17 protein-coding genes and 1 other annotated feature are annotated in these 24264 nt (G+C 42.5%); of the genes, 11 read left to right on the top strand and 6 right to left on the bottom strand.

From position 1 onward, the window contains the following. Positions 1-337: 337 nt before the first annotated feature. Positions 338-1807, bottom strand: a complete 1470-nt coding sequence (locus F0249_RS06735; RefSeq protein ID WP_171756198.1) for a glutamate synthase subunit beta — start codon at positions 1805-1807, stop codon at positions 338-340. Beyond that, positions 1807-6354: a glutamate synthase large subunit gene (gene gltB / locus F0249_RS06730; protein ID WP_171756197.1), complete on the bottom strand. Its 4548-nt coding sequence runs from the start codon at positions 6352-6354 to the stop codon at positions 1807-1809. Before gltB ends, F0249_RS06735 begins: the two co-directional genes overlap by 1 nt. A gap of 531 nt (positions 6355-6885) precedes the next feature. Here gltB and F0249_RS06725 point away from each other — a divergent pair. The 4 genes from F0249_RS06725 (at position 6886) to F0249_RS06710 (ending at position 12586) form a co-directional block, all read left to right on the top strand. Further along, positions 6886-7833 (top strand): TIGR01212 family radical SAM protein, encoded by a 948-nt coding sequence (locus F0249_RS06725; protein ID WP_171756196.1) that lies wholly within the window; start codon positions 6886-6888, stop codon positions 7831-7833. Between the two features lie 79 nt (positions 7834-7912). Beyond that, on the top strand, positions 7913-9667 hold the full coding sequence (locus F0249_RS06720; RefSeq protein WP_113799411.1) for a GGDEF domain-containing protein: 1755 nt from the start codon (positions 7913-7915) through the stop codon (positions 9665-9667). Between the two features lie 107 nt (positions 9668-9774). Beyond that, positions 9775-12141: an aerobic respiration two-component sensor histidine kinase ArcB gene (arcB, locus tag F0249_RS06715; protein WP_113799408.1), complete on the top strand. Its 2367-nt coding sequence runs from the start codon at positions 9775-9777 to the stop codon at positions 12139-12141. 4 nt (positions 12142-12145) lie between these two features. After that, positions 12146-12586 carry a hypothetical protein gene (locus F0249_RS06710; protein WP_017051049.1) on the top strand — a complete coding sequence of 147 codons (441 nt, stop codon included), beginning with the start codon at positions 12146-12148 and terminating at the stop codon, positions 12584-12586. Between the two features lie 132 nt (positions 12587-12718). Here F0249_RS06710 and arcA read toward each other — a convergent pair whose 3' ends face one another. Further along, on the bottom strand, positions 12719-13435 hold the full coding sequence (gene arcA, locus F0249_RS06705) for a two-component system response regulator ArcA (RefSeq protein WP_017051048.1): 717 nt from the start codon (positions 13433-13435) through the stop codon (positions 12719-12721). Between the two features lie 783 nt (positions 13436-14218). Between arcA and F0249_RS06700 the strand changes: the two genes are divergently transcribed. Further along, positions 14219-14701, top strand: a complete 483-nt coding sequence (locus tag F0249_RS06700) for a putative 4-hydroxy-4-methyl-2-oxoglutarate aldolase (protein ID WP_017051047.1) — start codon at positions 14219-14221, stop codon at positions 14699-14701. 13 nt (positions 14702-14714) lie between these two features. On the opposite strand, the gene F0249_RS06695 is transcribed toward F0249_RS06700, so the two are convergent. Beyond that, positions 14715-15173 carry a hypothetical protein gene (locus tag F0249_RS06695; RefSeq protein WP_017051046.1) on the bottom strand — a complete coding sequence of 153 codons (459 nt, stop codon included), beginning with the start codon at positions 15171-15173 and terminating at the stop codon, positions 14715-14717. A gap of 317 nt (positions 15174-15490) precedes the next feature. Beyond that, positions 15491-15608, top strand: a sequence feature (Thr leader region). 29 nt (positions 15609-15637) lie between these two features. Between F0249_RS06695 and thrA the strand changes: the two genes are divergently transcribed. From thrA to thrC, 3 genes are read left to right on the top strand one after another with little or no spacing between them, the layout of a single operon-like run. After that, positions 15638-18097: a bifunctional aspartate kinase/homoserine dehydrogenase I gene (gene thrA / locus F0249_RS06690; protein ID WP_171756195.1), complete on the top strand. Its 2460-nt coding sequence runs from the start codon at positions 15638-15640 to the stop codon at positions 18095-18097. Positions 18098-18099: 2 nt separating this feature from the next. Beyond that, positions 18100-19071: a homoserine kinase gene (thrB, locus tag F0249_RS06685; protein WP_017051044.1), complete on the top strand. Its 972-nt coding sequence runs from the start codon at positions 18100-18102 to the stop codon at positions 19069-19071. After that, entirely contained in the window at positions 19068-20351 is a 1284-nt protein-coding gene (gene thrC / locus F0249_RS06680) for a threonine synthase (protein ID WP_113799396.1), read from the top strand. Before thrB ends, thrC begins: the two co-directional genes overlap by 4 nt. Positions 20352-20444: 93 nt before the next feature. On the opposite strand, the gene grcA is transcribed toward thrC, so the two are convergent. After that, positions 20445-20822, bottom strand: a complete 378-nt coding sequence (gene grcA, locus F0249_RS06675; RefSeq protein WP_017051042.1) for an autonomous glycyl radical cofactor GrcA — start codon at positions 20820-20822, stop codon at positions 20445-20447. 332 nt (positions 20823-21154) lie between these two features. Between grcA and nfo the strand changes: the two genes are divergently transcribed. The 3 genes from nfo (at position 21155) to F0249_RS06660 (ending at position 23717) form a co-directional block, all read left to right on the top strand. Further along, positions 21155-22030 carry a deoxyribonuclease IV gene (gene nfo, locus F0249_RS06670; protein ID WP_171756194.1) on the top strand — a complete coding sequence of 292 codons (876 nt, stop codon included), beginning with the start codon at positions 21155-21157 and terminating at the stop codon, positions 22028-22030. A 335-nt stretch (positions 22031-22365) separates the two neighbouring features. Then, the gene (ung, locus tag F0249_RS06665) at positions 22366-23046 is read left to right on the top strand and encodes a uracil-DNA glycosylase (protein ID WP_171756193.1); all 681 of its coding nucleotides are present in this window, start codon (positions 22366-22368) and stop codon (positions 23044-23046) included. 119 nt (positions 23047-23165) lie between these two features. Further along, a complete protein-coding gene (locus F0249_RS06660; RefSeq protein WP_017051039.1) occupies positions 23166-23717 on the top strand; it encodes a hemerythrin domain-containing protein in 552 nt (183 codons plus the stop codon). Positions 23718-23903: 186 nt separating this feature from the next. Here F0249_RS06660 and F0249_RS06655 read toward each other — a convergent pair whose 3' ends face one another. After that, positions 23904-24089 (bottom strand): DUF3545 family protein, encoded by a 186-nt coding sequence (locus tag F0249_RS06655; RefSeq protein ID WP_017051038.1) that lies wholly within the window; start codon positions 24087-24089, stop codon positions 23904-23906. Positions 24090-24264: the final 175 nt, after the last annotated feature.

Here is a 24264-nt window from a genome sequence, read left to right as displayed (position 1 = left end):
ATTGACTTGTTGTTTTTAACAAAAATCATCATTTTTGTTTTCGATAGTTTCACAACGTATAGCTTATTATGCAAAAGGTCAAGTTATTGGTTGTTTGTTGCGCATTTTGAGTATTAACCAAATATTACCCTATCTATGTTTAATTGAATCAAAGAGATAGATGTTGTTTTATTTACAATTAATTAACCTAAAAGCATAGAAAGGCAGGGAGTTATGAGTATAAAAAAGGCCAGCACGAATGCACTGGCCAAAAGTCTGGAAGGACTTGTCGAACGTATTGTGACGCTAGCGTAAGTGAACGGCTTATCGGCTAGCGTTATTTACTTATTCTGTTCTCTTAAGCTGAAAGCATAAGTGAGTCAGATTTTGCTTCTAGGTTTGTGCCACCCATGAGGTAATTATCAACTTCGCGAGCGGATTCACGTCCCTCATTGATACAGCGTACCACTAACGATTGACCTGTTCGCATATCACCAGCTGCAAAAACACCTTTCTGGTTGGTCGCAAAACCATTCGTCGCAACGTTACCGCGTTCGTCAAGCTTGATATCAAGTTGAGCGAGAACACCCGTTGGTTCTGGATGTAGGAAGCCCATTGCTAGGAATGCCATATCACATGGAATGACACGCTCAGAATTTGCCACTTCATCAAACCCAGGACGTTCGCCTGGTTTTGCGTCTTGCCACACGATATCAGCGATACGAAGCCCAGTAACATTTCCGTTACCGTCAGAGATAAACTCTTTGGTCAAAATATTCCAGTGACGCTCACAGCCCTCTTCATGTGAAGTGGTTGTTTTCATAATCATTGGGTATTGAGGCCAAGGCATATTTGCAGGGCGTTTTTCAGGTGGAATTGGCATTATCTCAACTTGAGTAATACTTGCTGCGCCATGACGGTTAGATGTACCTACGCAGTCAGAGCCCGTATCACCGCCACCGATAACCACAACATGCTTGCCTTTGGCGTGGATCTCTTTGGTTTTCAAATCCATGTCATTGGCACGACGGTTATTTTGGCCTAAGAACTCCATCGCAAAGTGTACACCATTGAGTTCACGACCCGGGATAGGTAAGTCTCTTGGAACGGTTGAGCCGCCAGTTAATAGTACGGCATCAAACTCTTGACGAAGTTGCTGAGCATTGACATCAACACCAATATGTTGGTTCACTTTGAATTCAACGCCGGCCTCCGCCATCAGGTTGATCTTACGATCAATCACGTCCATACCCAGTTTGAAATCTGGGATACCAAAGCGCAGTAAACCGCCCACTTTTTCATCTCGTTCAAACACCGTGACTGAATGACCAGCACTGTTTAGTTGCTCTGCCGCAGCTAAGCCGGCAGGGCCAGAGCCGATGATAGCAATTGTCTTTCCTGTGCGAGATCGTGGTGTTTTCGGTTTTGCGTACCCTTCACGGTACGCCGTTTCCACAATCGTTTTCTCGATATTACAGATAGTGATTGGATCTTGGTTGATGCCAAGAACACATGCACTTTCACAAGGAGAAGGGCATACACGACCTGTAAATTCTGGGAAGTTGTTGGTAGAGCTTAGAATGTTCCAAGCTTCTTCCCAGCTATCACGATAAACCGCATCGTTAAATTCAGGGATGATGTTACCAATCGGACAACCGCTGTGACAGAAAGGAACACCACAGTCCATACAACGAGAGGCTTGAGTATTGATCTTGTCACCAAACTCTTCGTTAAGTACAAACTCTTTGTTATCTTCAATTCGAACCGATGGGTCGAGCTTTTTTGGAAGCTCGCGACCATGTTCTAAAAATCCAGTAGGCTTACCCATTATACTGCCTCCACTTCTTCCGTTTGTGCTTGCTCTGCTTCAGTCTTACGCTTTTGAAGAACGGCTTTGTAGTCACGTGGCATTACTTTCACCATCGTGGCTAGGCTTGCTTCAAAATTGTCTAGGAATGACTGAGCAACTTCACTTCCTGTGAGTTGAACTTGCTTGGTTAGCATCTCTTTCAGTAGTTCGCGATCTTCTGCTTCAATTGGGTCTAGGTCGACCAGTTCAGGGTTTAGCTTGGTATCAAAATCACCAGCTTTATCCCAAACGTAAGCGACACCACCACTCATACCTGCCGCAAAGTTACGACCTGTTGAGCCAAGGATCACTGCAACACCGCCAGTCATGTATTCACAACCGTGGTCACCAATGCCTTCAACAACGACTTTCGCTCCTGAGTTACGTACACAGAAACGCTCACCTGCCATGCCGCGAATGTAAGATTCACCAGACGTTGCGCCATAGAAACATACGTTACCCACTACAATGTTATCTTCAGCAACTATGGATGATTTTGCGTTAGGGTAGAGTACTAGCGTACCGCCTGATAGACCTTTACCCCAGTAGTCGTTTGCGTCACCTTCTACTTCGAACTTCACGCCTTTCGCAAGGAACGCACCGAAAGATTGACCTGCACTACCGTGGAACTTAACGTTCATTGGCTGTGGTAAACCTTGGTCTTTGTAAACCTTCGATATTTCATTCGACAACATAGTACCCGCTGAACGGTCGGTGTTGATGATAGGGAATTCAGCGTTCACTGCTTCGCCTTTTTCAAGTGCTGGAATAGCTGCTTGAATCAACTTACGGTCTAGTACGTCTTCTAAGTTATGGTTTTGTTGTGTCTGGTTATAAACGCCATCTTCTGCACGAGGCTGTTCAATATGCAAAACAGGTGACAGATCTAGGTTCTTGTATTTCCAGTGCTGAATGTCGTCACGAACTTTAAGTTTGTGAGATTGGCCGACCATCTCATCGATAGAGCGGTAGCCAAGTTCAGCCATCACTTCACGTAAACCTTCAGCCATGTACTGGAAGAAAGTCACAACGTCTTCTACGCGACCATCGAAACGTTCACGCAGTGTTTTGTTCTGTGTTGCGATACCAACAGGGCAAGTGTTTTTGTGACACTTACGCATCATGATACAGCCTTCAACAACCAGTGCGGCTGTTGCTACGCCCCATTCTTCAGCACCAAGCAGTGTTGCGACTGCAAGGTCACGCGGAGTTTTCATCTGACCATCAGACTGAACCACGATACGATTACGTAGGCCATTTTTCAGTAGTGTTTGGTGAGTTTCCGCTAGGCCCAGTTCCCAAGGCAAGCCAGTGTGACGGATAGAAGACATCGGAGATGCACCTGTACCACCATCAAAACCAGCGATGAGGACTACGTCAGCTTTCGCTTTCGCTACGCCTGATGCAATTGTACCAACACCCGCTTCCGATACTAGCTTCACGTTAACGCGACCATTACGGTTCGCGTTTTTCAGATCGTAGATCAGCTGGGCTAAATCTTCGATTGAGTAGATATCATGGTGTGGCGGTGGAGAAATCAGACCGACCCCCGGAGTCGAGTGACGTGTTGCACCGATCCAGTCATCAACTTTATCACCAGGCAATTGACCACCTTCACCTGGTTTCGCGCCTTGAGCCATCTTGATTTGTAGCTCATCTGCGTTAGATAGGTAGTAAGACGTCACACCAAAACGACCGGAAGCAACTTGCTTGATTGCAGAGCGTTCCCAGTCACCGTTTTCTTTGCGTTCGAAACGAGTTGGGTCTTCGCCACCTTCGCCAGAGTTCGATTTCGCGCCAATGCGGTTCATCGCAACGGCGAGTGTTGAGTGTGCTTCATGAGAGATAGAACCAAATGACATTGCACCTGTCGCAAAACGCTTAAGGATTTTTTCAATGGGTTCAACTTCTTCAAGTGGAATAGAGCCTGCTGGGTTCTTAACAAAGTCTAATTGGCTGCGCAGTGTTGCCGCATGATCGCCTTGGTCATCAACGGCTTTCGCGTACTTCTTGAACTGACCGTAGTCTTTGTTACGTGTTGATTCTTGCAGCAACGAAATCGTTTCAGGGTTAAACAGGTGCTTTTCACCACGTTGTTTCCACTGATAAACACCACCCACATCAAGAATCTGTACTGGGATTTCACGCGTTGGATAGCCAATGCGATGACGCACCATCACTTCTTTAGCGATGTCATCAATAGTTAGACCTTGAATACGTGAAACGGTACCAGTGAAGTATTTATCGACCACCGACTTACTTACGCCTAATGCTTCAAATATTTGAGCTCCGTGGTAAGACTGCAGCGTTGAGATACCCATCTTCGAGAAGATCTTCAGTAGACCGCCGTTGATAGAGTTACGGTAGTTTTCGAATAGATCTTTGATGTTGGTTTGTGGATCGAGCTTCTTAGTGCGCTGTAGATCCACCATAGTTTCGATAACTAAGTATGGATTAACTGCGTTTGCGCCGTAGCCGATTAGCGTTGCGAAGTGGTGTGTTTCACGAGCATCACCCGTTTCAACCACAATGTCACACTTAGCTCGTAGACCTTTACGGATCAGATGGTGGTGAACCGCGCCAACCGCAAGCATCGCTGGAATCGCTGCATGGTTCGAGTTCACTGCACGGTCAGTCAGAAGGATAATAGAGTAACCGTCAATAACCGCATCTTCTGCGTATTGGCAGATACGCTTAAGTGCGCGTTCTAGCTTACCTTCGTCTTCACTGGCTTGGAATACGATGTCTAGCGTCTTCGCTTGTAGGTGCTCGTTATCGATAGCACGTAATTTTTCAAGCTCAGAGTTTGATAGAACGGGAGATTCAAGCTCTACTTTCTGACAGTGTTCTGGTGACTCAGCAAGTAGGTTCTGATCTTTACCTAAGTAAGTATTCAGAGACATCACCATACGCTCACGGATCGGGTCGATCGGCGGGTTAGTTACCTGAGCAAACAACTGTTTAAAGTAGTTGGATAGATGTTGAGACTGGTGCGAAAGGATCGCTAGTGGCCAGTCAGCGCCCATTGCAGAAAGAGGCTCTTTGCCATCTTTCGCCATCGGCACGATGATTTCATTTACTTCTTCTGAACTTACACCGAACGCTTGCTGTTTGTGTAGTAGCTTTTCTGGTGTCGGTTGGCTGAATTCGTTTTCTGCATCAGGCAGTTTGTTGAGGTTCAGAAGGTTATCTTCAACCCATTTCTCGTATGGTTGCGCGTTGGCAATGCCATCTTTCACTTCTTCATCAGAAATGATGCGACCTTGTTCTAGATCTGCAACGAAGATACGCCCTGGCTGAAGACGACCACGGAACTCAACGTTTTCCGGCTCAATTTCTACCACACCAGATTCAGACGCCATCACTAGGAAGTCATCTTTGGTCACTGTGTAGCGAGAAGGTCGTAGGCCATTACGGTCTAGTGTGGCACCAACTTGAACACCATCGGTGAAACAGACAGATGCCGGGCCATCCCATGGTTCCATTACATTCGCGTGGTACTGGTAGAACGCACGACGAGTTGGATCCATATTTTTATTTTCTTGCCACGCTTCCGGGATCATCATCATCAAGGCATGTGGCAGGCTGCGACCAGAAAGAACCAGAAGCTCTAGTGCCATATCGAAGTTAGATGAATCCGAACTGCCTTCCTGACAAATAGGAAGAAGCATGTCGATTTCGGCTTTGGTGAAAAGATCAGATTCAATGATCGCTTCACGCGCTTTCATCCAGTTCAAGTTACCACGAACCGTATTGATTTCGCCGTTATGCGCGATGTAACGGAAAGGCTGAGCTAAACGCCAGCGTGGGAATGTATTGGTAGAGAAACGAGAGTGAACAAGCGCTAGGGCACTCACCATCGTTGGGTTTTGAAGATCTAAGAAATATTGAGGCACTTGCTCAGTCGTTAGCTGACCTTTGTACACTACCGTCTTGTAAGACATCGAATTGATGTAGAAGTCATCCCCAATATTTGACACGCTTTCTAGGCATACACGAACGGTGTAGTTACGTAGAACATACAGTTTACGTTCAAGCTCTTCTGGAGTGCTCCCCGGTCCGCCAGAAATAAACACGTGCTCAAATTGAGGTTCAGTGCTTAATGGATCTGCACCAATCATTGAATTGTCAGTTGGAAGTTCACGGTAACCGATAACTTCTAACTCAAGGCGTTGTGCATTGCGTTCTAAAATGTCACGACACTGCGCACGCTTATGCTCATCTTTAGGGAAAAGTACAACACCAACACCATATTTTTCAAAAGATGGTAGCTTAATCCCAAGCTTTACGGCTTCTTCTAGTAAGAATTCGTGAGGCTTTTGTAGCAGGATACCTGCACCATCTCCAGAACACGGATCGCAGCCTTGACCGCCACGGTGTTCCATACGTGCAAGCATATCGAGTGCTTGAGTTACTACATCATGAGATTTGCGATTCTTTAGATGCGCAACAAAACCGATACCACAAGCGTCATGCTCCAGTTCAGGAGTATACAGACCCTGTGAGTTCTGCTCTTGATCTACCATAGATACATCCTTCCAGTTTAATCTAGGCGCACTTTGCCTAAGCGAGTGAACCTTGTCCTTTTATATTTATGAATCTAAACCAGCCTATGTGTGTGGCTAGCTTGAGTCCTTTCTGTCTTTCGCAGGAAAAATTTTGCGAAAAAAACAATCCTTAGTGATATCCGTTTAATTGAAGCCACAAACTAGTGGTTTATATAGGTGGGAGCTAAATATCACCGACTTATCCGCATATGCACGTGTAATAAAAGTCACAAAAAATGCGAATAAGTGTAAGTATCCTACAATTTTGTTTTATTAAACTCCAACGAAAGTTGCCCTCTGTAGACCATTTTTTTCGCGCGAAAATGAATATATCGAGTAACATTTGTGCAACATTAGGTAAATAACGCTTATTTAATGCATGTTTATTGATATTTGTTAGGTTGAATTTAAATACCTGTTGCTAGTATCGCCGGATTTATTTTGCAGGGATGTAATTTACTTTCATGAATCAAACTGAGATTCATTCTTATTTGTTCAACGAGTTTAAATATGCAATTACATGAGTTAGTAAACACTTTGGGTCAAGATCTTCAGCGTCGATATGGTGAGAAAGTACATAAATTGACGTTGCACGGCGGTTTTAGCTGCCCTAATCGAGATGGGACGATTGGTAAAGGAGGGTGTACATTTTGTAATGTGGCCTCTTTTTCTGACGAACAGACTCAAGTAAAAAGCATTGTTGATCAACTGCAAGATCGTGCGGGTGAAATTCACCGTGCAAAAAAATACCTCGCGTATTTCCAAGCCTACACGAGCACTTACGCGGAAGTGCAAGTATTAAGAAATATGTACGAAGAAGCATTAAAAGCAGCGGATATTGTTGGTCTATGCGTAGGCACCCGGCCTGATTGTGTACCTGATGCGGTACTAGATTTGCTCTCTGAATACGTCAATCAAGGTTATGAAATTTGGCTAGAGCTTGGTTTACAAACAGCAAACAACGATACGTTGAAAAGAATTAACCGAGGCCATAACTTTGAATGTTATGCAGAAATAACCAAACGAGCTCGCGCATTAGGCATTAAGATTTGCACTCATTTGATTGTAGGCCTTCCTAAAGAAACCAAAAAAGACAACATTGAAACGTTGGAAAAAGTACTCGAAGTGGGCACTGATGGTATTAAGTTGCATGGTTTGCATATTGTGGAAGGAAGCACGATGGCTAAAGCATGGAAAGCGGGGCGATTGGAAGCGCCTGAGTTAGAAGAGTATGTGGATATCGCCAGTCATATGATCCGCATGACGCCTGCTGATATTGTATTTCATCGAGTCTCTTCTGCGGCTCGCCGACCAACACTGCTTTCTCCATTATGGTGTGAAAACCGTTGGTTAGCGATGACTGAAATTGGTCGAAGTCTAAATCGACAGGGAGCTCAAGGAAGCTTAACTGAAGAGGCTTTTGTCTATACCAAGCCACAGTTACTTTCGACAAAATAGCTGACGAAATAAAGATAACTGACGTATAAGCTGATATATTGTTTAATAGTTAAGAAATAATATATGGATACGTTATTTAATGGATCAATTGTGGCACTGGTTATGGCAGCCAGCCTTTGGATACGGCGCTGTCATTCTCGTCATTATAATATGCATTTTTAGCATATGGTTTACTTATAACCATTACCAGCGCCAATTGAGCATATTGATCCAAGGCTCTCCTCTTGCGCTTATGCTTGTCAGTGAAAAGACAGGTGAATTACTACTTACTAATCAACACTCTATGCAATTACTAGGCATTCGCTTAGTCGGTAATATGCACCTGATGCCAGAATCAATTCCTTCCGATTATTTCCTCTCGTTTTTTGATGGTTTAACCGAAAAAAAATTTAGAGGATTAAATAGATCATGGCCAGTATCCAGTGATGAATCGGTAAAGATCAGCTTTTCAGGTCGAAAAGTGGCTTACCAAGGAGAAAGCGTGTGGTTAATTTATGTAATTGAACGTGAAGCCACCAACGAAGAGCATAAGCAAGAGCTAGCAAAATTAAGCGTGGCCAAAACGGCACTCAATTCGTTGAGTGAGCTTATCTATATTAAAGATAGTGACGATAAATTATTAGCCACTAACCGTGCGTTCGACTCTTTTTGGCTGAATCGACTTGATGAAGGCGATGTTAAGATTGAAGAAGGCGTAAGAAATCGCACCAGCTCTAAAAGGTGGACTATTTCACCTGAAGGCCGCAGTTGCTTGCTTGAAACTAACCAAAGTGTATTGATGTCTGAAGAAGGGAAACCCTTAGGTACCCTTTGCATCAGCCATGATGTAACGGAATGGCACAATATTCAGCAGAATTTACGTGACGAAATGGAACGGCGTAAAGATACTGAAGTCGCGTTGGCACAGCGTGATACCATTCTGCAAAACATCTTAGAGTCTAGCCCTGACTCAATCGGTATCTTCAATGAGAATATGATTTATCAAGCGTGTAATGAACCATTTGTTCACGCATTGGGGATAAATCATGTCGACGATCTTATCGGTAAACGATTACAAGATGTCATTCCTGATTCAATGTATAGCCGATTATCTGAAACGGATAGGCAAGTTTTACACGAAGATAAATCACTCAGGTACATTGATAAAGTTCGATCTAGCAGAGGGGAGTTTACTTGGTATGACGTGGTTAAGTCGCCATTTTGGGATCCTGCATCAGGTACTAATGGTGTGCTAGTTATGGCTCGTGATATTTCAGAACGCTATCTTGCTGAACAGAAACTGGAAAAAGCTAACTTAGAGCTCGAACGTTTAAGTTTTATTGATAGCTTGACTCAAGTGCCTAACCGTCGCCGTTTTGATGAACAACTAAGCACATTATGGCCCCATCACTCCCGAGAAAGATTACCGATTTCTATCATGCTTTGTGATATTGATTACTTTAAAGGATACAACGATCTTTATGGGCATCAAAAGGGCGATGATGCATTAGTGCAAGTGGCGAATGTCTTTAAGCAAATTTTGAATCGCTCATCCGATTGTGTTGCAAGATATGGCGGCGAAGAGTTTGCTTTCATTCTGCCAAATACGACGCTTGAAGGAGCGAAGTTAGTCGCGCAACGGATACATGCCCAGATCGAAAGCTTACAACTCGAACATGATGACTCACTGATCTCCGACCATATTACCATCAGTATTGGCTTGATTTCGTGTGTTCCTAAGTTTGATGAACTTGCAGAAGTTGCGGTTGCGAATGCTGACAAAGCGTTATATCAAGCGAAAGCTCAAGGCCGGAATCAAACGTGTATCTATTCTGCAGGCAGTGACGAGCAGTGATAACGTTCATTTGATTTACAGTTATACCATTCCATGTGATGGGCTTAGCTTACCTGTTGAGTTTAAACAGGTTAGAATGTTCTGAGTCTTATCGCATGGAGCCGTTGATGAAACCCATGAAAAACCTCGCCCAATACTACGTTGACCTGTTGGTTAAATTGGGCATTCTCCGATTTTCTATCTTATTAGCCCTCGCGCTTGTCGCTTTAGCCGTTGTTGTCCAAGTTGGTATTACCTTAGCGTTGAAAGGTGGCGTTGGCGATATTGATATCGTTCGCTCTGTCTTCTTTGGTTTACTGATTACTCCGTGGGCCGTCTATTTCCTTTCAGTTGTGGTTGATCAGCTCGAAGAGTCTCGTCAACGTCTCTCTAAACTCGTCTCTAAATTAAAAGATATGCGTTCTCGCGATCAAGAACTTAATCTGCGTTTACAACAAAATATTGCAAAACTTAATCAGCAGATTGAGGAGCGAGAGAAAGCGGAAGAAGCTCGAGAAGAAGCAATTAAAGATCTTGAGAATGAAGTGTATCAAAGAGAGCGGACTCAAGTTGAACTTGCAGAAAGAACGGCGCTACTGCGCTCATTTATCGATGCTTCCCCTGACCTGATCTACTACCGTAATGCAGATGGGGTATTTTCTGGCTGTAACCGTGCAGTTGAAGAGTTGACGGGTAAAAAAGAGCAGCAACTGGTGGGGCTGACCCCATGGGATGTCTACAGCAAAGAGATCGCGCAACAAGTAGTAGAGACCGATGAGAAAGTCTTTAGTGATAATCAAGCTCTGACTTATGAGCAGTGGCTAGAGTATCCAGATGGGCATAAGAGCTACTTTGAACTTCGTAAAGTGCCATTTTATAACAAAGATGGACGTCACCTTGGCTTGGTTGGCTTTGGTCGAGACATTACAGAGCGTAAGGAATACCAAGAGACGCTTGAAAAAGCGAGCCGTGACAAAACCACTTTTATTTCCACTATTAGTCATGAACTCAGAACACCGTTAAATGGTATCGTTGGTTTAAGTCGGATGTTGTTAGAAACTCAACTGACTGACGAGCAACGTAAGCATATGCAAACCATCAAAGTGAGTGCGGTCACTTTAGGCCATATCTTCAATGATATTATCGATATGGATAAATTTGATCGTCGTAAACTTGAGCTTTTACCCGTGCCGCTGAATTTTGATGATTTTGTGTCAGAGATGGAGAGCATTTCCGCTCTCATGGCTGAGCAGAAAGGCTTAAGGTTTGATCTTGAAAGATTGAGTGACCTACCCACCGCAATAAAAGTAGATGCCACGCGTTTACGCCAAGTACTGTGGAACCTGATTAGTAATGCGATGAAATTCACCAAAGAAGGTGGTGTCGTCATGAACGTCAGTGCTGATATTGGTGACGAATTTGCCGATATCACCATGGAAGTGGAAGATAGTGGTATTGGGATACCGGAGCATGAAATTGATAAAATCTTTGCCATGTACTACCAAGTTAAATCAGGAAAAGACAATTTACATGCGGTGGGAACAGGGATTGGTTTAGCGGTTTCAAGACAACTGATTAATTTAATGGATGGAGACATAACCCTGACAAGTGAGGAAGGGTTTGGTAGTACATTTACCGTCAATATCCGAGTTCCTTTGGTTCAAGAAGGTACTCCTATTCGCAAGCAACCACGAGCTCAACAAAGTCTTAATATTTTTATGGTTGAAGACATTGAATTGAATGTCACCGTGGCGCGTTCGTTGCTGGAAAACTTAGGGCACCAAGTTACTGTCGCGATGACTGGTGAAGAGGCCATTGCTAATTTCCAACCTGATGCTTACGACTTGGCCTTACTGGATATTCAATTACCGGATATGACAGGTTTTGATGTCGCGAAATATTATCGAGAGCATTACCCTCAATTACCACCGCTGGTTGCTCTGACTGCTAATGTGATAAAAGACAAGCGTGAGTATTTTGAAAATGGCATGGATGAAGCGATCAGCAAGCCTTTAACTGTGAAGGCCATTCAAGATGCTATTACAGAGCTTATTGAAATAGAACAAGCGGTTGAATCAACAGAGTCAAAATCAGAGGTTCACCCACCCGTGCTAGAACAAACCAAGGCGCGTGAACCAACAGAAATTGAAATTAGGCTGCTGGATCTGACCATGTTGGAATCGTATATCGATATTGTTGGCACGAAGCCTGTGTTTGATAGTATTGCTATGTTTGAAGATATGATGCCCAGCTATTTAGAGATTCTCGATTCAAATATGATAGCTAAAGATAAACCGAGTATTGTATCGGAAGCTCATAAAATCAAAGGTGCGGCTGGCTCGATTGGACTAAAGCATATCCAAAGTGTTGCTCAAAAAGCTCAAACACCGGATGCTCCAGCATGGTGGGAAAATATCTCTGATTGGGTAGAAGAAATAAAGAATGAGTATCAGCATGATATTCAAGTATTAAAAGATTGGCTAAACCAAAGGTAACGTTATGAAAAAATTAACACTCGCATGCATGCTTGTATTAGCAGGTTGTTCAACAGCACAAGTTGATTGGCAGCAAGATAGTCAGATGTTAGTTGCTCAGTCGGAAGTTAAATTAAGCAGCAATTTGTGGGTCAATAAGATGCCACAGATTGGGGAGGCACAAGAGCAGACGTTAAATGGTTCTATCTATTTAAAATCTGATACTAGCTTACCTGCGACACTTGAGTTGAACAGCGTGACCTTACGCCAAGGAGAGAACCTATGGCTTTTAGATGGAGATGCGATAGAAGTGAGAACTCACAGTGAAAACTCGTGGGAAATCGCTTTTCAGTGGCAATTAGATGTACTTCCAAACCTGCCGATTGATATCGCCGTAGAAACGAAAAACGAAGACAAGGTGGAGTGGTTAGTCGAGAAAGGTGTCAATATTGACGCTATTTACTAAGACCTAAGCTCTAAACTTAAGATCTAAAACCTAAAACCTAAAATCTAAGCCTTACGTTTTAAGGGCTCAGATCTAAAAAAGGGATGATGCTTTCGCATTATCCCTTTTTTGATACTCTGTTTTCAGTGAAATCTATTCTTCTAGATCGCCACAGAAACGGTAACCTTCACCGTGAATCGTTGCAATGATTTCAGGAGTACCTGAAATAGATTCGAAGTGCTTACGGATACGACGGATCGTTACATCAACAGTACGATCGTGTGGTTTTAGCTCACGGCCTGTCATTTTCTTCAGTAAGTCTGCGCGAGTTTGGATTTTTCCAGGGTTCTCACAGAAGTGCAGCAATGCACGGAATTCAGAACGAGGCAGTTTGTAGCCTTCGCCGTCAGGGCTTACTAGAGAGCGGCTATTGATATCTAGGATCCAACCGTTGAACTCATACTTCTCTACGCTACGTTTCTCTTCTTGAACTGTGTTAGCACTCATAGAGCGGTTCAATAGGTTACGCGCACGGATAGTTAATTCACGTGGGTTGAATGGTTTAGTGATGTAATCATCAGCACCAATTTCAAGACCAAGGATCTTGTCGACTTCGTTATCACGACCCGTTAAGAACATTAACGCTACGTTTGCTTGTTCACGGAGTTCACGAGCGAGTAATAGACCGTTTTTGCCAGGTAAGTTGATATCCATGATAACCAAATTAATTTGATTGTCAGATAACACTTGGTGCATCTCTTCACCATCACTAGCCTCAAAAACAGCATATCCTTCTGCTTCAAAAATGCTCTTAAGAGTGTTACGAGTTACTTGCTCATCTTCAACGATAAGAATCTGCGGGGTTTGCATTGGCGGTACCTAAATTTGTGACGAAATTGTGCTAATAGAATAAATTCTAGGCAAAAATATAACATACAGGTAATGTTTTTTTGATAATAAACTAAAGTTTTCAAAAATACACTTACTTAAGCTATCCGCCATCCATGGAAAGTTGCCAAAGAACGAGGTTTCCGTTACGTCTTTCATTATTCTGCCAGTTAATGAGCGGATTCTATAATCTTAACAGCTTGCTAACAATGCTAGAATGTTAATTCCATTCACTTTGTTGATTTATATCAAGAGATGAAATGTAACAAATATTAATAGTATGCAGAAAATCCAAAACATGTATCAATATGACTGAATGATAGCTTGAGTTGCGCTCTTATTCAGAGATGAATTTAGCTTCTAATTAATGATATAATTGTAATTAGCCTATAAAGCACTGTAATTTAATCTGTTTTTTATGTTTTAAATTATATATTACTGCCTCTATAAATTGAAAATACAGAATAAGAAACCAATATCAATAAGAAATTTTTCTGAATTTAGAGTACAGTTATTTGTCTTAGGTAACGAAACCGTAAATTTCTTAATAAGATTATAGACGTTTTAACGAGTTTGACCTCAGTCCAATTTTTTAGTTTTCGATCTTTGCTTTTGCTCTACTCTGACCGAAAACAGACTTTTTTTATCCTAGGATTGCGATAAGGAAAGACGCCAGATGTGAAAAATGATGGCGTAGTAAAATTTAAAGTTGTTATTAGTCCTATAATTTATAGGGATAATAACTTCTGAACTCATGGAGGAATGATGAAAGATATAACCCCTGATATTTGTGATCAGTATGAAGATAAGGTCACACTACTCAACTTACCACTACAAAACTTCGGCCAACGAGATGCCTTTTGGGGCGAGATTGTGACGGTAAGGTGCTATCACGATAATTCAAAAGTTCGCGATATATTAGACCAAAACGGCAAAGGGAAAGTGTTATTTGTTGACGGCAATGGTTCATGCCAAAAAGCGTTACTTGGGGATCAATTAGCGATCAAAGCGATTGAGAATCATTGGGAAGGCATCATTGTTTATGGTGCTGTAAGAGACGTAGCTATGCTCTCTCAAATGGATCTCGGGATTAAAGCGTTAGGTAGTTGCCCATTTAAAACGGAGAAGCGCGGAGCAGGTGATACGCAGGTGACGCTGACGATACAAAATCAGTTAATTCAACCGGGTGATTATATTTATTCCGACTGGAATGGGATACTCACATCAAAGGATTTACTTTCATTTTAAAAACGGAAGTATATTAAAAACGAAAGCCTAAACCGACTTCAATACCTTGCTGCCACTCTTGGTAATCGAGAGTGGCATGTAAATCTAGATTGTCAGACAAGCGCATTCGACTTGAGATCTCAGCAGCCATCACACCTTGTTTCTCATTATTTATCTCAACGTTTGTCGAGCGCAGAGTGCTCTTCACAATGATCCGCTCACTCACCTTATAACTGACGCCACTAAGAAAACCATTATCGCTGCCAAGTGCAGAATTATTGACATGAGCCCCCACATACAAATCCACAGAGTTAAATAGATTGTATGAGTAACCACCATCAATGTTCCAGACATCAAATTTTTCGTTGAACTGATTTTCACTAGAAAGGAAAAACTGGTGCGGAGAGGCATTCAGCGAAGAGGGAAGTTGTGGAAGTGTGGTTGCGAAACAAGCAGGCGCAATCAAGGTTAATAGACAGATCAATAATCTCATTATCCACTCCTTGATTGATTTTGTACTAACGGCACAAATTATTATTTTTATGAGCATGCTTTCACTCTATGAATCTAATTAAAGCACAATGGAAAAGTGATTGCTGTAAAAATCATATAGCAATTAGTTATTAACTTATGTGTCTTTGACAATGCTTTGTTTGAGCTAATTAGAAGCGATAAAAAGAGCTTTCAACCGATAATTCTAGTTAAATATGAAAAAAAATCAGTTTTTAATTGACTAAAGTTTGTAAAATCGGTAAACGTAGAGTTACGCAATCGCAAAGAGTATAGAGAATTATCATATGCTTCATAACAGCCAACTAGTAATGACCACCACCATTATTATTACCGATATTATAAATGTTGGGGCAGGCTGCTAAGCGAAATTTTTCAAAAAAAGGCCTGTATCTAACGAGATACGGGCCTTTTTTTTAGGTCATTTTTACGATTTTGGAGAAAGGGATGCGAGTTTTAAAGTTTGGAGGATCATCGTTAGCAGATGCAGATCGTTTTTTACGAGCTGCGGATATCATTGCTAATAATGCTCAACAGGAAGAGGTTGCGGTTGTTCTATCTGCACCAGGAAAAACGACCAATAAATTAGTAGCAGTGATCGATGGAGCTTTACGCAATGGCGAAGCCGAGCTGCAAATTGCGGAGCTTGAGTCATCATTTCAAGAGCTATTTATCGCCATTAAGGCTGTTCTGCCTAATATCGCAAACACGGCGTTTGATAATCAAGTTAAGACCTCATTATCGCAACTACGCCAATTTGTGCATGGTATTAACTTACTGGGTATGTGCCCAAATCATGTTAATGCACGCATTATCAGTAAAGGCGAGCGAATCTCTATTCAGCTAATGAAAGCGGTATTAGAGGCAAAAGGGCAAGCTGCCAACTTGATTGATCCCGTTCAATATCTATTTGCCAAAGGTGATCACCTTGAAGCTATGGTTGATGTTGATGTTTCTACTCAAAACTTTCGTCAGAATCCACTTCCTAGCAGTAGCGTCAGCATTATGCCTGGTTTTACCGCCGGTAATGAAAAAGGTGAATTAGTCACTTTAGGTCGTAATGGTTCTGACTACTCAGCTGCTGTATTAGCAGCATGCTTGCGTGCAGATTGCTGTGAGATCTGGACGGACGTGGATGGTGTTTATAACTGTGACCCTCGCTTGGTTGATGACGCTCGCTTGTTAAAATCACTGAGCTATCAAGAAGCGATGGAGTTATCCTATTTTGGTGCTTCAGTATTGCACCCTAAAACCATCGCACCGATTGCTCAATTCCATATTCCATGCTTAATCAAAAATAGTTTTAATCCACAAGGTGCTGGGACACTTATTGGTCAAGATACAGGTGAAGATAACCTCGCAATTAAAGGGATCACCACGCTAAGTAACCTAACAATGGTTAATGTATCGGGCCCAGGAATGAAAGGCATGGTAGGCATGGCGAGCCGTGTTTTCGGTGCGATGTCCTCTGCTGGTGTTTCTATTGTCCTGATTACGCAATCTTCATCCGAGTACAGTATCAGTTTCTGTATTGAAGAAATGGATAAACTGCGAGCACAGCAAGTTCTACGTGACGCTTTTGAATTGGAACTTAAAGATGGTCTTTTAGAGCCCGTAGAGTTTATTGATGATGTCGCCATTGTCACTCTTGTTGGGGATGGTATGCGCACTTCTCGTGGTGTGGCTTCTCAATTCTTTGCTTCTTTGGCTGAAGTGAACGTCAATATTGTCGCGATTGCTCAAGGCTCTTCAGAGCGAGCAATTTCAGCGGTGATCCCAGAAGATAAGATCAAAGAAGCGATCAAAGCTTGTCATGAGAACTTATTTAACTCTAAACATTTCCTTGATGTCTTCGTTGTTGGGATTGGTGGTGTCGGTGGTGAGTTAGTCGACCAAATTCAGCGTCAACAAGCAAAATTGGCGGACAAAGGCATTGTGATCCGTGTTTGTGGTTTGGCGAATAGTAAAGGTTTACTGCTTGATAGTGAAGGATTGCCACTTGAACACTGGCGAGACCGAATGAAAAGCGCAACAGAAGAATTCAGCCTTGCAAGGCTCATTTCACTTGTTCAGCGCAACCATATTATCAACCCTGTCTTGGTAGATTGCACATCCAGTGAAGGGATCGCAAAGCAATACGCTGATTTCCTTGGTGCAGGTTTCCACGTTGTCACACCAAACAAAAAAGCCAATACCGCAAGCATGGCTTACTATCACCAATTACGAGATGTGGCGAGAAGCTCGCGCCGTAAATTGATGTATGAAACAACGGTAGGTGCTGGGCTTCCTGTTATCGAAAACCTGCAAAACCTGATTTCAGCGGGCGATGAGCTTGAGAAATTCAACGGTATTTTATCTGGGTCTCTCTCTTACATCTTTGGCAAACTTGATGAAGGCATGACATTAAGTCAAGCAACGAACATAGCAAAAGAGAATGGATTTACGGAACCTGACCCTCGTGATGATCTATCTGGTATGGATGTCGCGCGTAAATTGTTGATCCTCGCTCGTGAAGCGGGTATGGCTCTTGAACTGGAAGATGTTGAAGTGGACCAAGCTCTACCACCTGGTTTTGACGATTCAGGAAGTATCGAAGAGTTCATGGCGCGCTTACCTGAAGCGGATGAATATTTCAAACAGCAGTTAGCTGCGGCCGAAGAAGAGGGTAAAGTTTTACGTTATGTCGGTGAAATTAACGAAGGGAAGTGCAAAGTTCGTATCGCTGCTGTGGATAGCGACGACCCAATGTTTAAGATTAAAGATGGTGAGAACGCCTTAGCCTTCTATAGCCGCTATTATCAGCCGATCCCGTTAGTATTACGTGGCTACGGTGCGGGAACCGAAGTTACCGCTGCAGGGGTTTTCTCTGATGTAATGCGTACCCTTGGCTGGAAGTTGGGAGTTTAACCATGAGTTCTACGAATAACGGTGTTGTCGTTTACGCACCAGCATCTATCGGCAACGTAAGTGTTGGCTTTGATGTACTGGGTGCCGCGGTATCGCCAATTGATGGCTCGCTGCTTGGTGACCGAGTGTTGGTACAAGATGGTGAGCAAGCCTTTAGCTTAAAAACTGCAGGTAACTTTGTCTCTAAGCTGCCTGAAAATCCACAAGATAATATTGTGTATGATTGCTGGGTTGTGTTTGCTCGCGAGTTAGATCGCAAAGGGGTAGCGCTTAAACCTCTTGAAATGACGCTTGAGAAAAACATGCCAATTGGTTCGGGGCTAGGATCGAGTGCCTGTTCGATTGTTGCTGCCCTCGATGCGCTCAATCGTTTTCATGAACAGCCACTAAATGAGACTGAACTTTTAGCCCTAATGGGAGAGATGGAAGGGAAGATCTCTGGTGGTATCCATTATGACAATGTCGCCCCTTGTTATCTTGGTGGCGTGCAACTTATGCTAGAAGAGCTCGATATCATCAGCCAAGAAGTACCATGCTTTGATGATTGGTTCTGGGTGATGGCATATCCGGGAATTAAAGTATCGACTGCGGAAGCGCGTGAAATTCTACCGTCTCAATATCGCCGCCAAGATATTATTGCACACGGACGTCACCTCGCAGGCTTTATTCATGCGTGTCACTCGAATCAACCTCAGCTTGCCGCGAAGATGATCAAAGACGTGATTGCTGAACCATATCGTGCGAAACTGCTACCGGGTTTTGCTGATGCGCGTAACTATGCGACATCAGCCGGAGCGCTTGCCACAGGAATCTCAGGCAGTGGTCCAACGCTATTTAGCATTTGCGAAACACAAGATGTCGCAGAGCGCGTTGCTCTTTGGCTCGAACAAAATTACGTACAAAATAAAGAAGGATTCGTTCATGTTTGTCGTTTAGATAAGCAGGGTTCGATCGTTACAGGAAGTTCACTATGAAGCTGTACAACATCAAAGAAAATGACGAGCAAGTCTCTTTTGGCCAAGCCGTGCGCCAAGGGTTAGGTCGTAATCAAGGTCTATTTTTTCCATCAGTATTACCAAAGTTTGACGATATTGATGCACTACTTGCAGAGGATTTTATCCCTCGTAGTAGCAAAATATTATCAGCACTGATTGGTGATGAACTGTCAGCTGAGACAGTCAATGAACTGGTGGATGCTGCATTCCAATTCCCAGCACCGATTAAAAAGGTAAAAGAGGGAGTGTACGCACTGGAGCTATTTCATGGGCCGACACTAGCGTTCAAAGATTTTGGTGGTCGTTTTATGGCTCAATCTTTGGCAGCGGTATCCGATGGTGGAAAGATCACTATTCTTACTGCTACGTCGGGTGATACAGGCGCTGCGGTTGCTCATGCTTTCTATGGTATGGAAAACATTAATGTTGTGATCCTATATCCGAAAGGCAAGATTAGCCCTCTGCAAGAGAAGCTTTTCTGCACGTTAGGTAAAAATATTCACACAGTAGCCATTAATGGTGATTTTGACGATTGCCAAGCATTAGTGAAGCAATCATTTGATGATGCCGAACTGCGTAAAGAGATAGGTTTAAATTCGGCGAACTCAATCAATATTAGTCGCTTAATGGCTCAGATTTGTTACTACTTCGAAGCGGCTGCTCAAATGACAAAAGAGCAGCGTGAAAATCTAGTGATCTCAGTACCAAGCGGCAACTTTGGTAACTTGACCGCTGGGTTGTTGGCAAAATCGTTAGGGCTACCTGTTAAGCGCTTTATTGCGGCAACCAACGAAAACGATACTGTGCCTCGTTATTTAGAGACTGGTCAATGGGATCCAAAACCAACGGTAGCGACAACATCAAATGCAATGGATGTAAGCCAACCGAATAACTGGCCTCGTATAGAAGAACTTTGTCAATTGAAAGGCTGGGGTTTGGATACGTTAGGTAAAGGTAAAGTATCAGACGAGCAGAGTGCGCAATCTGTACGTGACCTACAAGCTCAAGGTTACTTATGTGAGCCGCATGGCGCGATAGCTTATCGTCTGCTTGATGAGCAACTTCAGGCTGATGAAACAGGACTATTCCTTTGTACGGCTCACCCAGCTAAGTTTAAAGACGTGGTTGATGATATTTTAGGTACAGACATCGAACTGCCAGCGCCTTTAGCAAAACATGCGGCATTAGCGCTATTATCGGAAGATCTAGAAAATGATTTTGATGCTTTGAAAGTGGTATTACGTAACGCTCAAAAGTAAGCGCAAGTGACAGATAAACAAACGGCACTCAATTGAGTGCCGTTTTTCTATTTGATGCTACACCAACCTAAGGTTGAGATAGCTGAGTATCAATTATAGAGATTCAGTAAAAGTACGTGCGATTACGTCTTTTTGCTGTTCAACGGTTAAAGAGTTGAAACGTACAGCGTAGCCAGAAACACGGATTGTTAACTGTGGGTATTTTTCTGGGTGCGCAACTGCATCTTCAAGTGTTTCACGTTTTAGAACGTTAACGTTAAGGTGTTGACCACCTTCGATTAGCGGTGCGCTTTCAATTGCAACTTCACGGCTTTCGTACTCACCTAGTTCTGCTGCTGCAACAACTTGGTCAGCTTCGTAGCCTGCAGAAGCAACAACACAGCGAGCTTCATTTTTTTCGCTGTCTAGTAGCCAGATTGAGTTTAGTAGCGCGTCGTTTGCAGCTTTAGTAATTTGAATACCTTGAATCATCACTATCTCCTAGTCCACTTCTGTGGTGTTTATTGTGGTGTTAACTTTCGAATTTTATTGAGCAGGGTATTATATATCCAATATCCGACATGATAGTATTGATTTAGATCAAATTACAACTAAAAACCATTATTTTTTCAAGGTTGTTTTATTGCGCTGAATCAATAAAACCTTTAAAAACATGCTGGTTACAATTTATTTAATAATATAAAAAATAGTTAACAACTCATTTTGTTGTAAACTTACTACAAAATGAGTCTAAATTTTGAACTCAATCAAAGAATAACAACCGGTTAGAGACTAAAACTGAAAGTACAAAGTGATTAAAGAACATGAAAACTTCAAAGCAAATAACGAAATATATTGGTGCACATGTCTCGGCGGCAGGTGGTGTTGATCAAGCTCCACTGAGGGCACGAGAGTTAGGAGCAAATGCTTTTGCTCTGTTTACTAAGAACCAAAGACAGTGGGTAGCAAAACCACTTGAAGCGGCAACGATCAGCGCATTTAAAGCGAATTGCAAAATGCTGGGCTTCTCTGCAGAGCAAATTCTGCCCCATGACTCATACTTGATTAACTTGGGCGCTCCAGAAGAAGAGAAGCTTGAGAAATCGCGCGCGGCATTTATAGATGAAATGGAGCGATGCCAACAGTTGGGGCTAACACTGCTTAATTTCCATCCCGGTAGCCATTTAAAGAAAATCTCAGAGAGCGAATGTTTGTCTAAGATTGCAGAGTCAATAAATTTAGCTCATCAAGCAGTGCCTAATGTTGTCGCCGTTATCGAGAATACGGCTGGTCAAGGAACAAACCTTGGTTGGCGTTTCGAGCATCTCGCTGAAATCATTGATCAAGTAGAAGATAAATCGCGAGTTGGTGTTTGCTTAGATACCTGCCACACATTTACTGCTGGGTATGATTTACGAAGTGCAGAGGCTTGTGAAGCGACGTTTGCTGAGTTCGATCATGTTGTAGGCATGCAATATTTAAGGGCAATGCACCTAAATGACTCGAAAGTAGAATTTGCGAGCCGAGTGGATAGGCACCATTCATTGGGTAAAGGAGAAATTGGTTGGAGCTGTTTTGAATATATCATGGCTGATGAGCGTTTTGATTCTATCCCTTTGATTTTAGAAACAATAGATTCAACCATTTGGAAAGATGAAATTCAGCAGCTAAGAAAATTTCATTTGGATTCAATTCGCTAATTGACTGACGCATAAACTTGGCATCTTTTTTTCATGTCTTTTATACGGCACTCTCCTGCTCAGTATTTATTAGCAGGAGGGGCTGAATGAGTAGGATCTGATTTAGTTGAATGTAGTGGAGGATGCCATATGCAAGATTCAAACGGTTTAATAGGAATATCGAAACCGACAGTGAGACCCCTGTCCCCAACATCACGTTTGCCGATCCCTAATCGGCATATCACTGGCCCAAACCCACACCGTTGCCCAACTCGCCCTCGACCCTAAAATTAATTCTCTACTAATGTACATGCCGCAGCGTAGAATAGGGCAATGTTTATTTTTCGAGAATTACAATGAACCCTTTTAGCTGTTGGAATGATGTCATTGAGTCTGAAAAGCAGAAAGCGTATTTTCAGGCTCTGGTTGAGTTTGTCGGATCACAACGAAAGCAAGGTAAATCGATTTACCCTCCTGAATCTGATGTGTTTAATGCCTTTGAGCATACTGAGATTAGCAAGGTTAAAGTGGTTATTTTGGGGCAAGATCCATATCACGGTGCAAATCAAGCACACGGTTTATGTTTCTCAGTGCTTCCGGGAATAAAAACACCGCCATCACTACGAAATATGTACAAGGAACTGGCTGAAGATATTGATGGATTTGTAATTCCAGATCATGGCTATTTGACCTCTTGGGCAGATCAAGGTGTATTGCTGCTTAATACTGTCTTTACGGTTGAAGAAGGGTTGGCTCACTCTCACTCGAAATGTGGCTGGGAAACGTTTTCTGACAAGGTCATTGAAGTACTGGATGCTCAAGGTGATGGCATTGTTTTTCTATTATGGGGAGCGCATGCTCAGAAGAAAGGTCAAATGATCGATCGTGAGCGTCACCATGTTCTGTCTGCTCCACACCCTTCACCACTTTCAGCCCGACGTGGATTTTTTGGTTGTCAGCATTTCTCTCAAACTAATCAATTACTTATTGATAGTGGAAAACAACCGATTAATTGGCATCTTCCTGTAACGTTATAGTTCATCATGTTTGATAAAGTCTGCTTAAAAAGTTAATTGGCTGTTTTTCGACCAAAATCAAAGCAGGATGAGTCCTCTTTATATACACTTACTTTTAGTGAGTATAACGGAGGCTTACAATGATGATTGAAAGGATTAGACGAGAGCATGGCTATATGGTTCGCCTGTTAGCCATTTTAAGTACTAAACTCAAGCAGTTGAATAACGATCAACCAATCAACTACAGCTTAGTAAAAGAGGTAGTCGATTACTTAGCGAATCATTCAGAAAAAATACACCACCCTAAAGAAGATGTTCTATATCACTATTACCAAGAGCATTACGGTCATCAACAAGAGATCGAAAACCTTGAATCTCAGCATGTCACGTTATCTGAAAAAACACATGAATTCTTAGGCGTCGTGGAAATGATTTTGCAAGATGCCGTTGTTCCACGTGAAGTCTTTACTAAACAACTCCAAGAATTTATTACTGACCAGCATGAGCATCTCGATTTTGAAGAGAAAAAGATCATCCCTCTGATTAATCGAGCGTTTACAACGGAAGATTGGCAACAAGTCGAAGCGTTGTGGGAACAAGAAGATAATGACCCAGTATTTGGGGAGACGATTGCAGATCGGTATTTACAACTGGCAGAAAGAGTTCGGCAGACTGAGCGGGAATGCATTTAGTTGACGCGCGATACTTTCAGCTAAGTGAGATGAGACTAAGCAGGTTGTCTTTAAGGAAGATTGCTTTTCAGTTCACTGTAATAGTTGATTTGGCTAAATAGAAAGAGGCGCATATGCAGCGCCTCTTTTATATTGATCGTTGGGGTGAGTTAGAGAGCAAGGGAAACCAGACTCTCTAGTTAACGGTTAAAGCTCAATATCTTCATATTTGTAATCTAGACATCCATCAAGATCCATCAGCTCTTTTTGGAGACGTTTTTTATCGTTAATCGCTTCAATTTCTCGCCATTTACGCTTGGCGGGTTTGGTTTTTGTTGAGCGAGTTGGAGGTGTAAAGCTATCCATAACATGTTCTAGTTGCAACCCTTCCATAAGCTACCTCATTTGCTTAGTTATTCTTCCTTCTCGGAAGCTGTTTATTAGCATATTTTCGAGCAGTATAACCTTGATATGTTTCTCATTTGTTTCTTTTTCATTACGTTTTCGTACTATTTTTCACTGAGCCGCACACTTTTTACAATGTGATTTGGTTAAAAATTATCCAAAC

The organism is Vibrio sp. 03-59-1, assembly GCF_013114135.1.
GTDB lineage: Bacteria > Pseudomonadota > Gammaproteobacteria > Enterobacterales > Vibrionaceae > Vibrio > Vibrio cortegadensis.
Note: the sequence above shows the minus strand (reverse complement) of the source record. Positions and strands in the feature narration are given on the sequence as shown.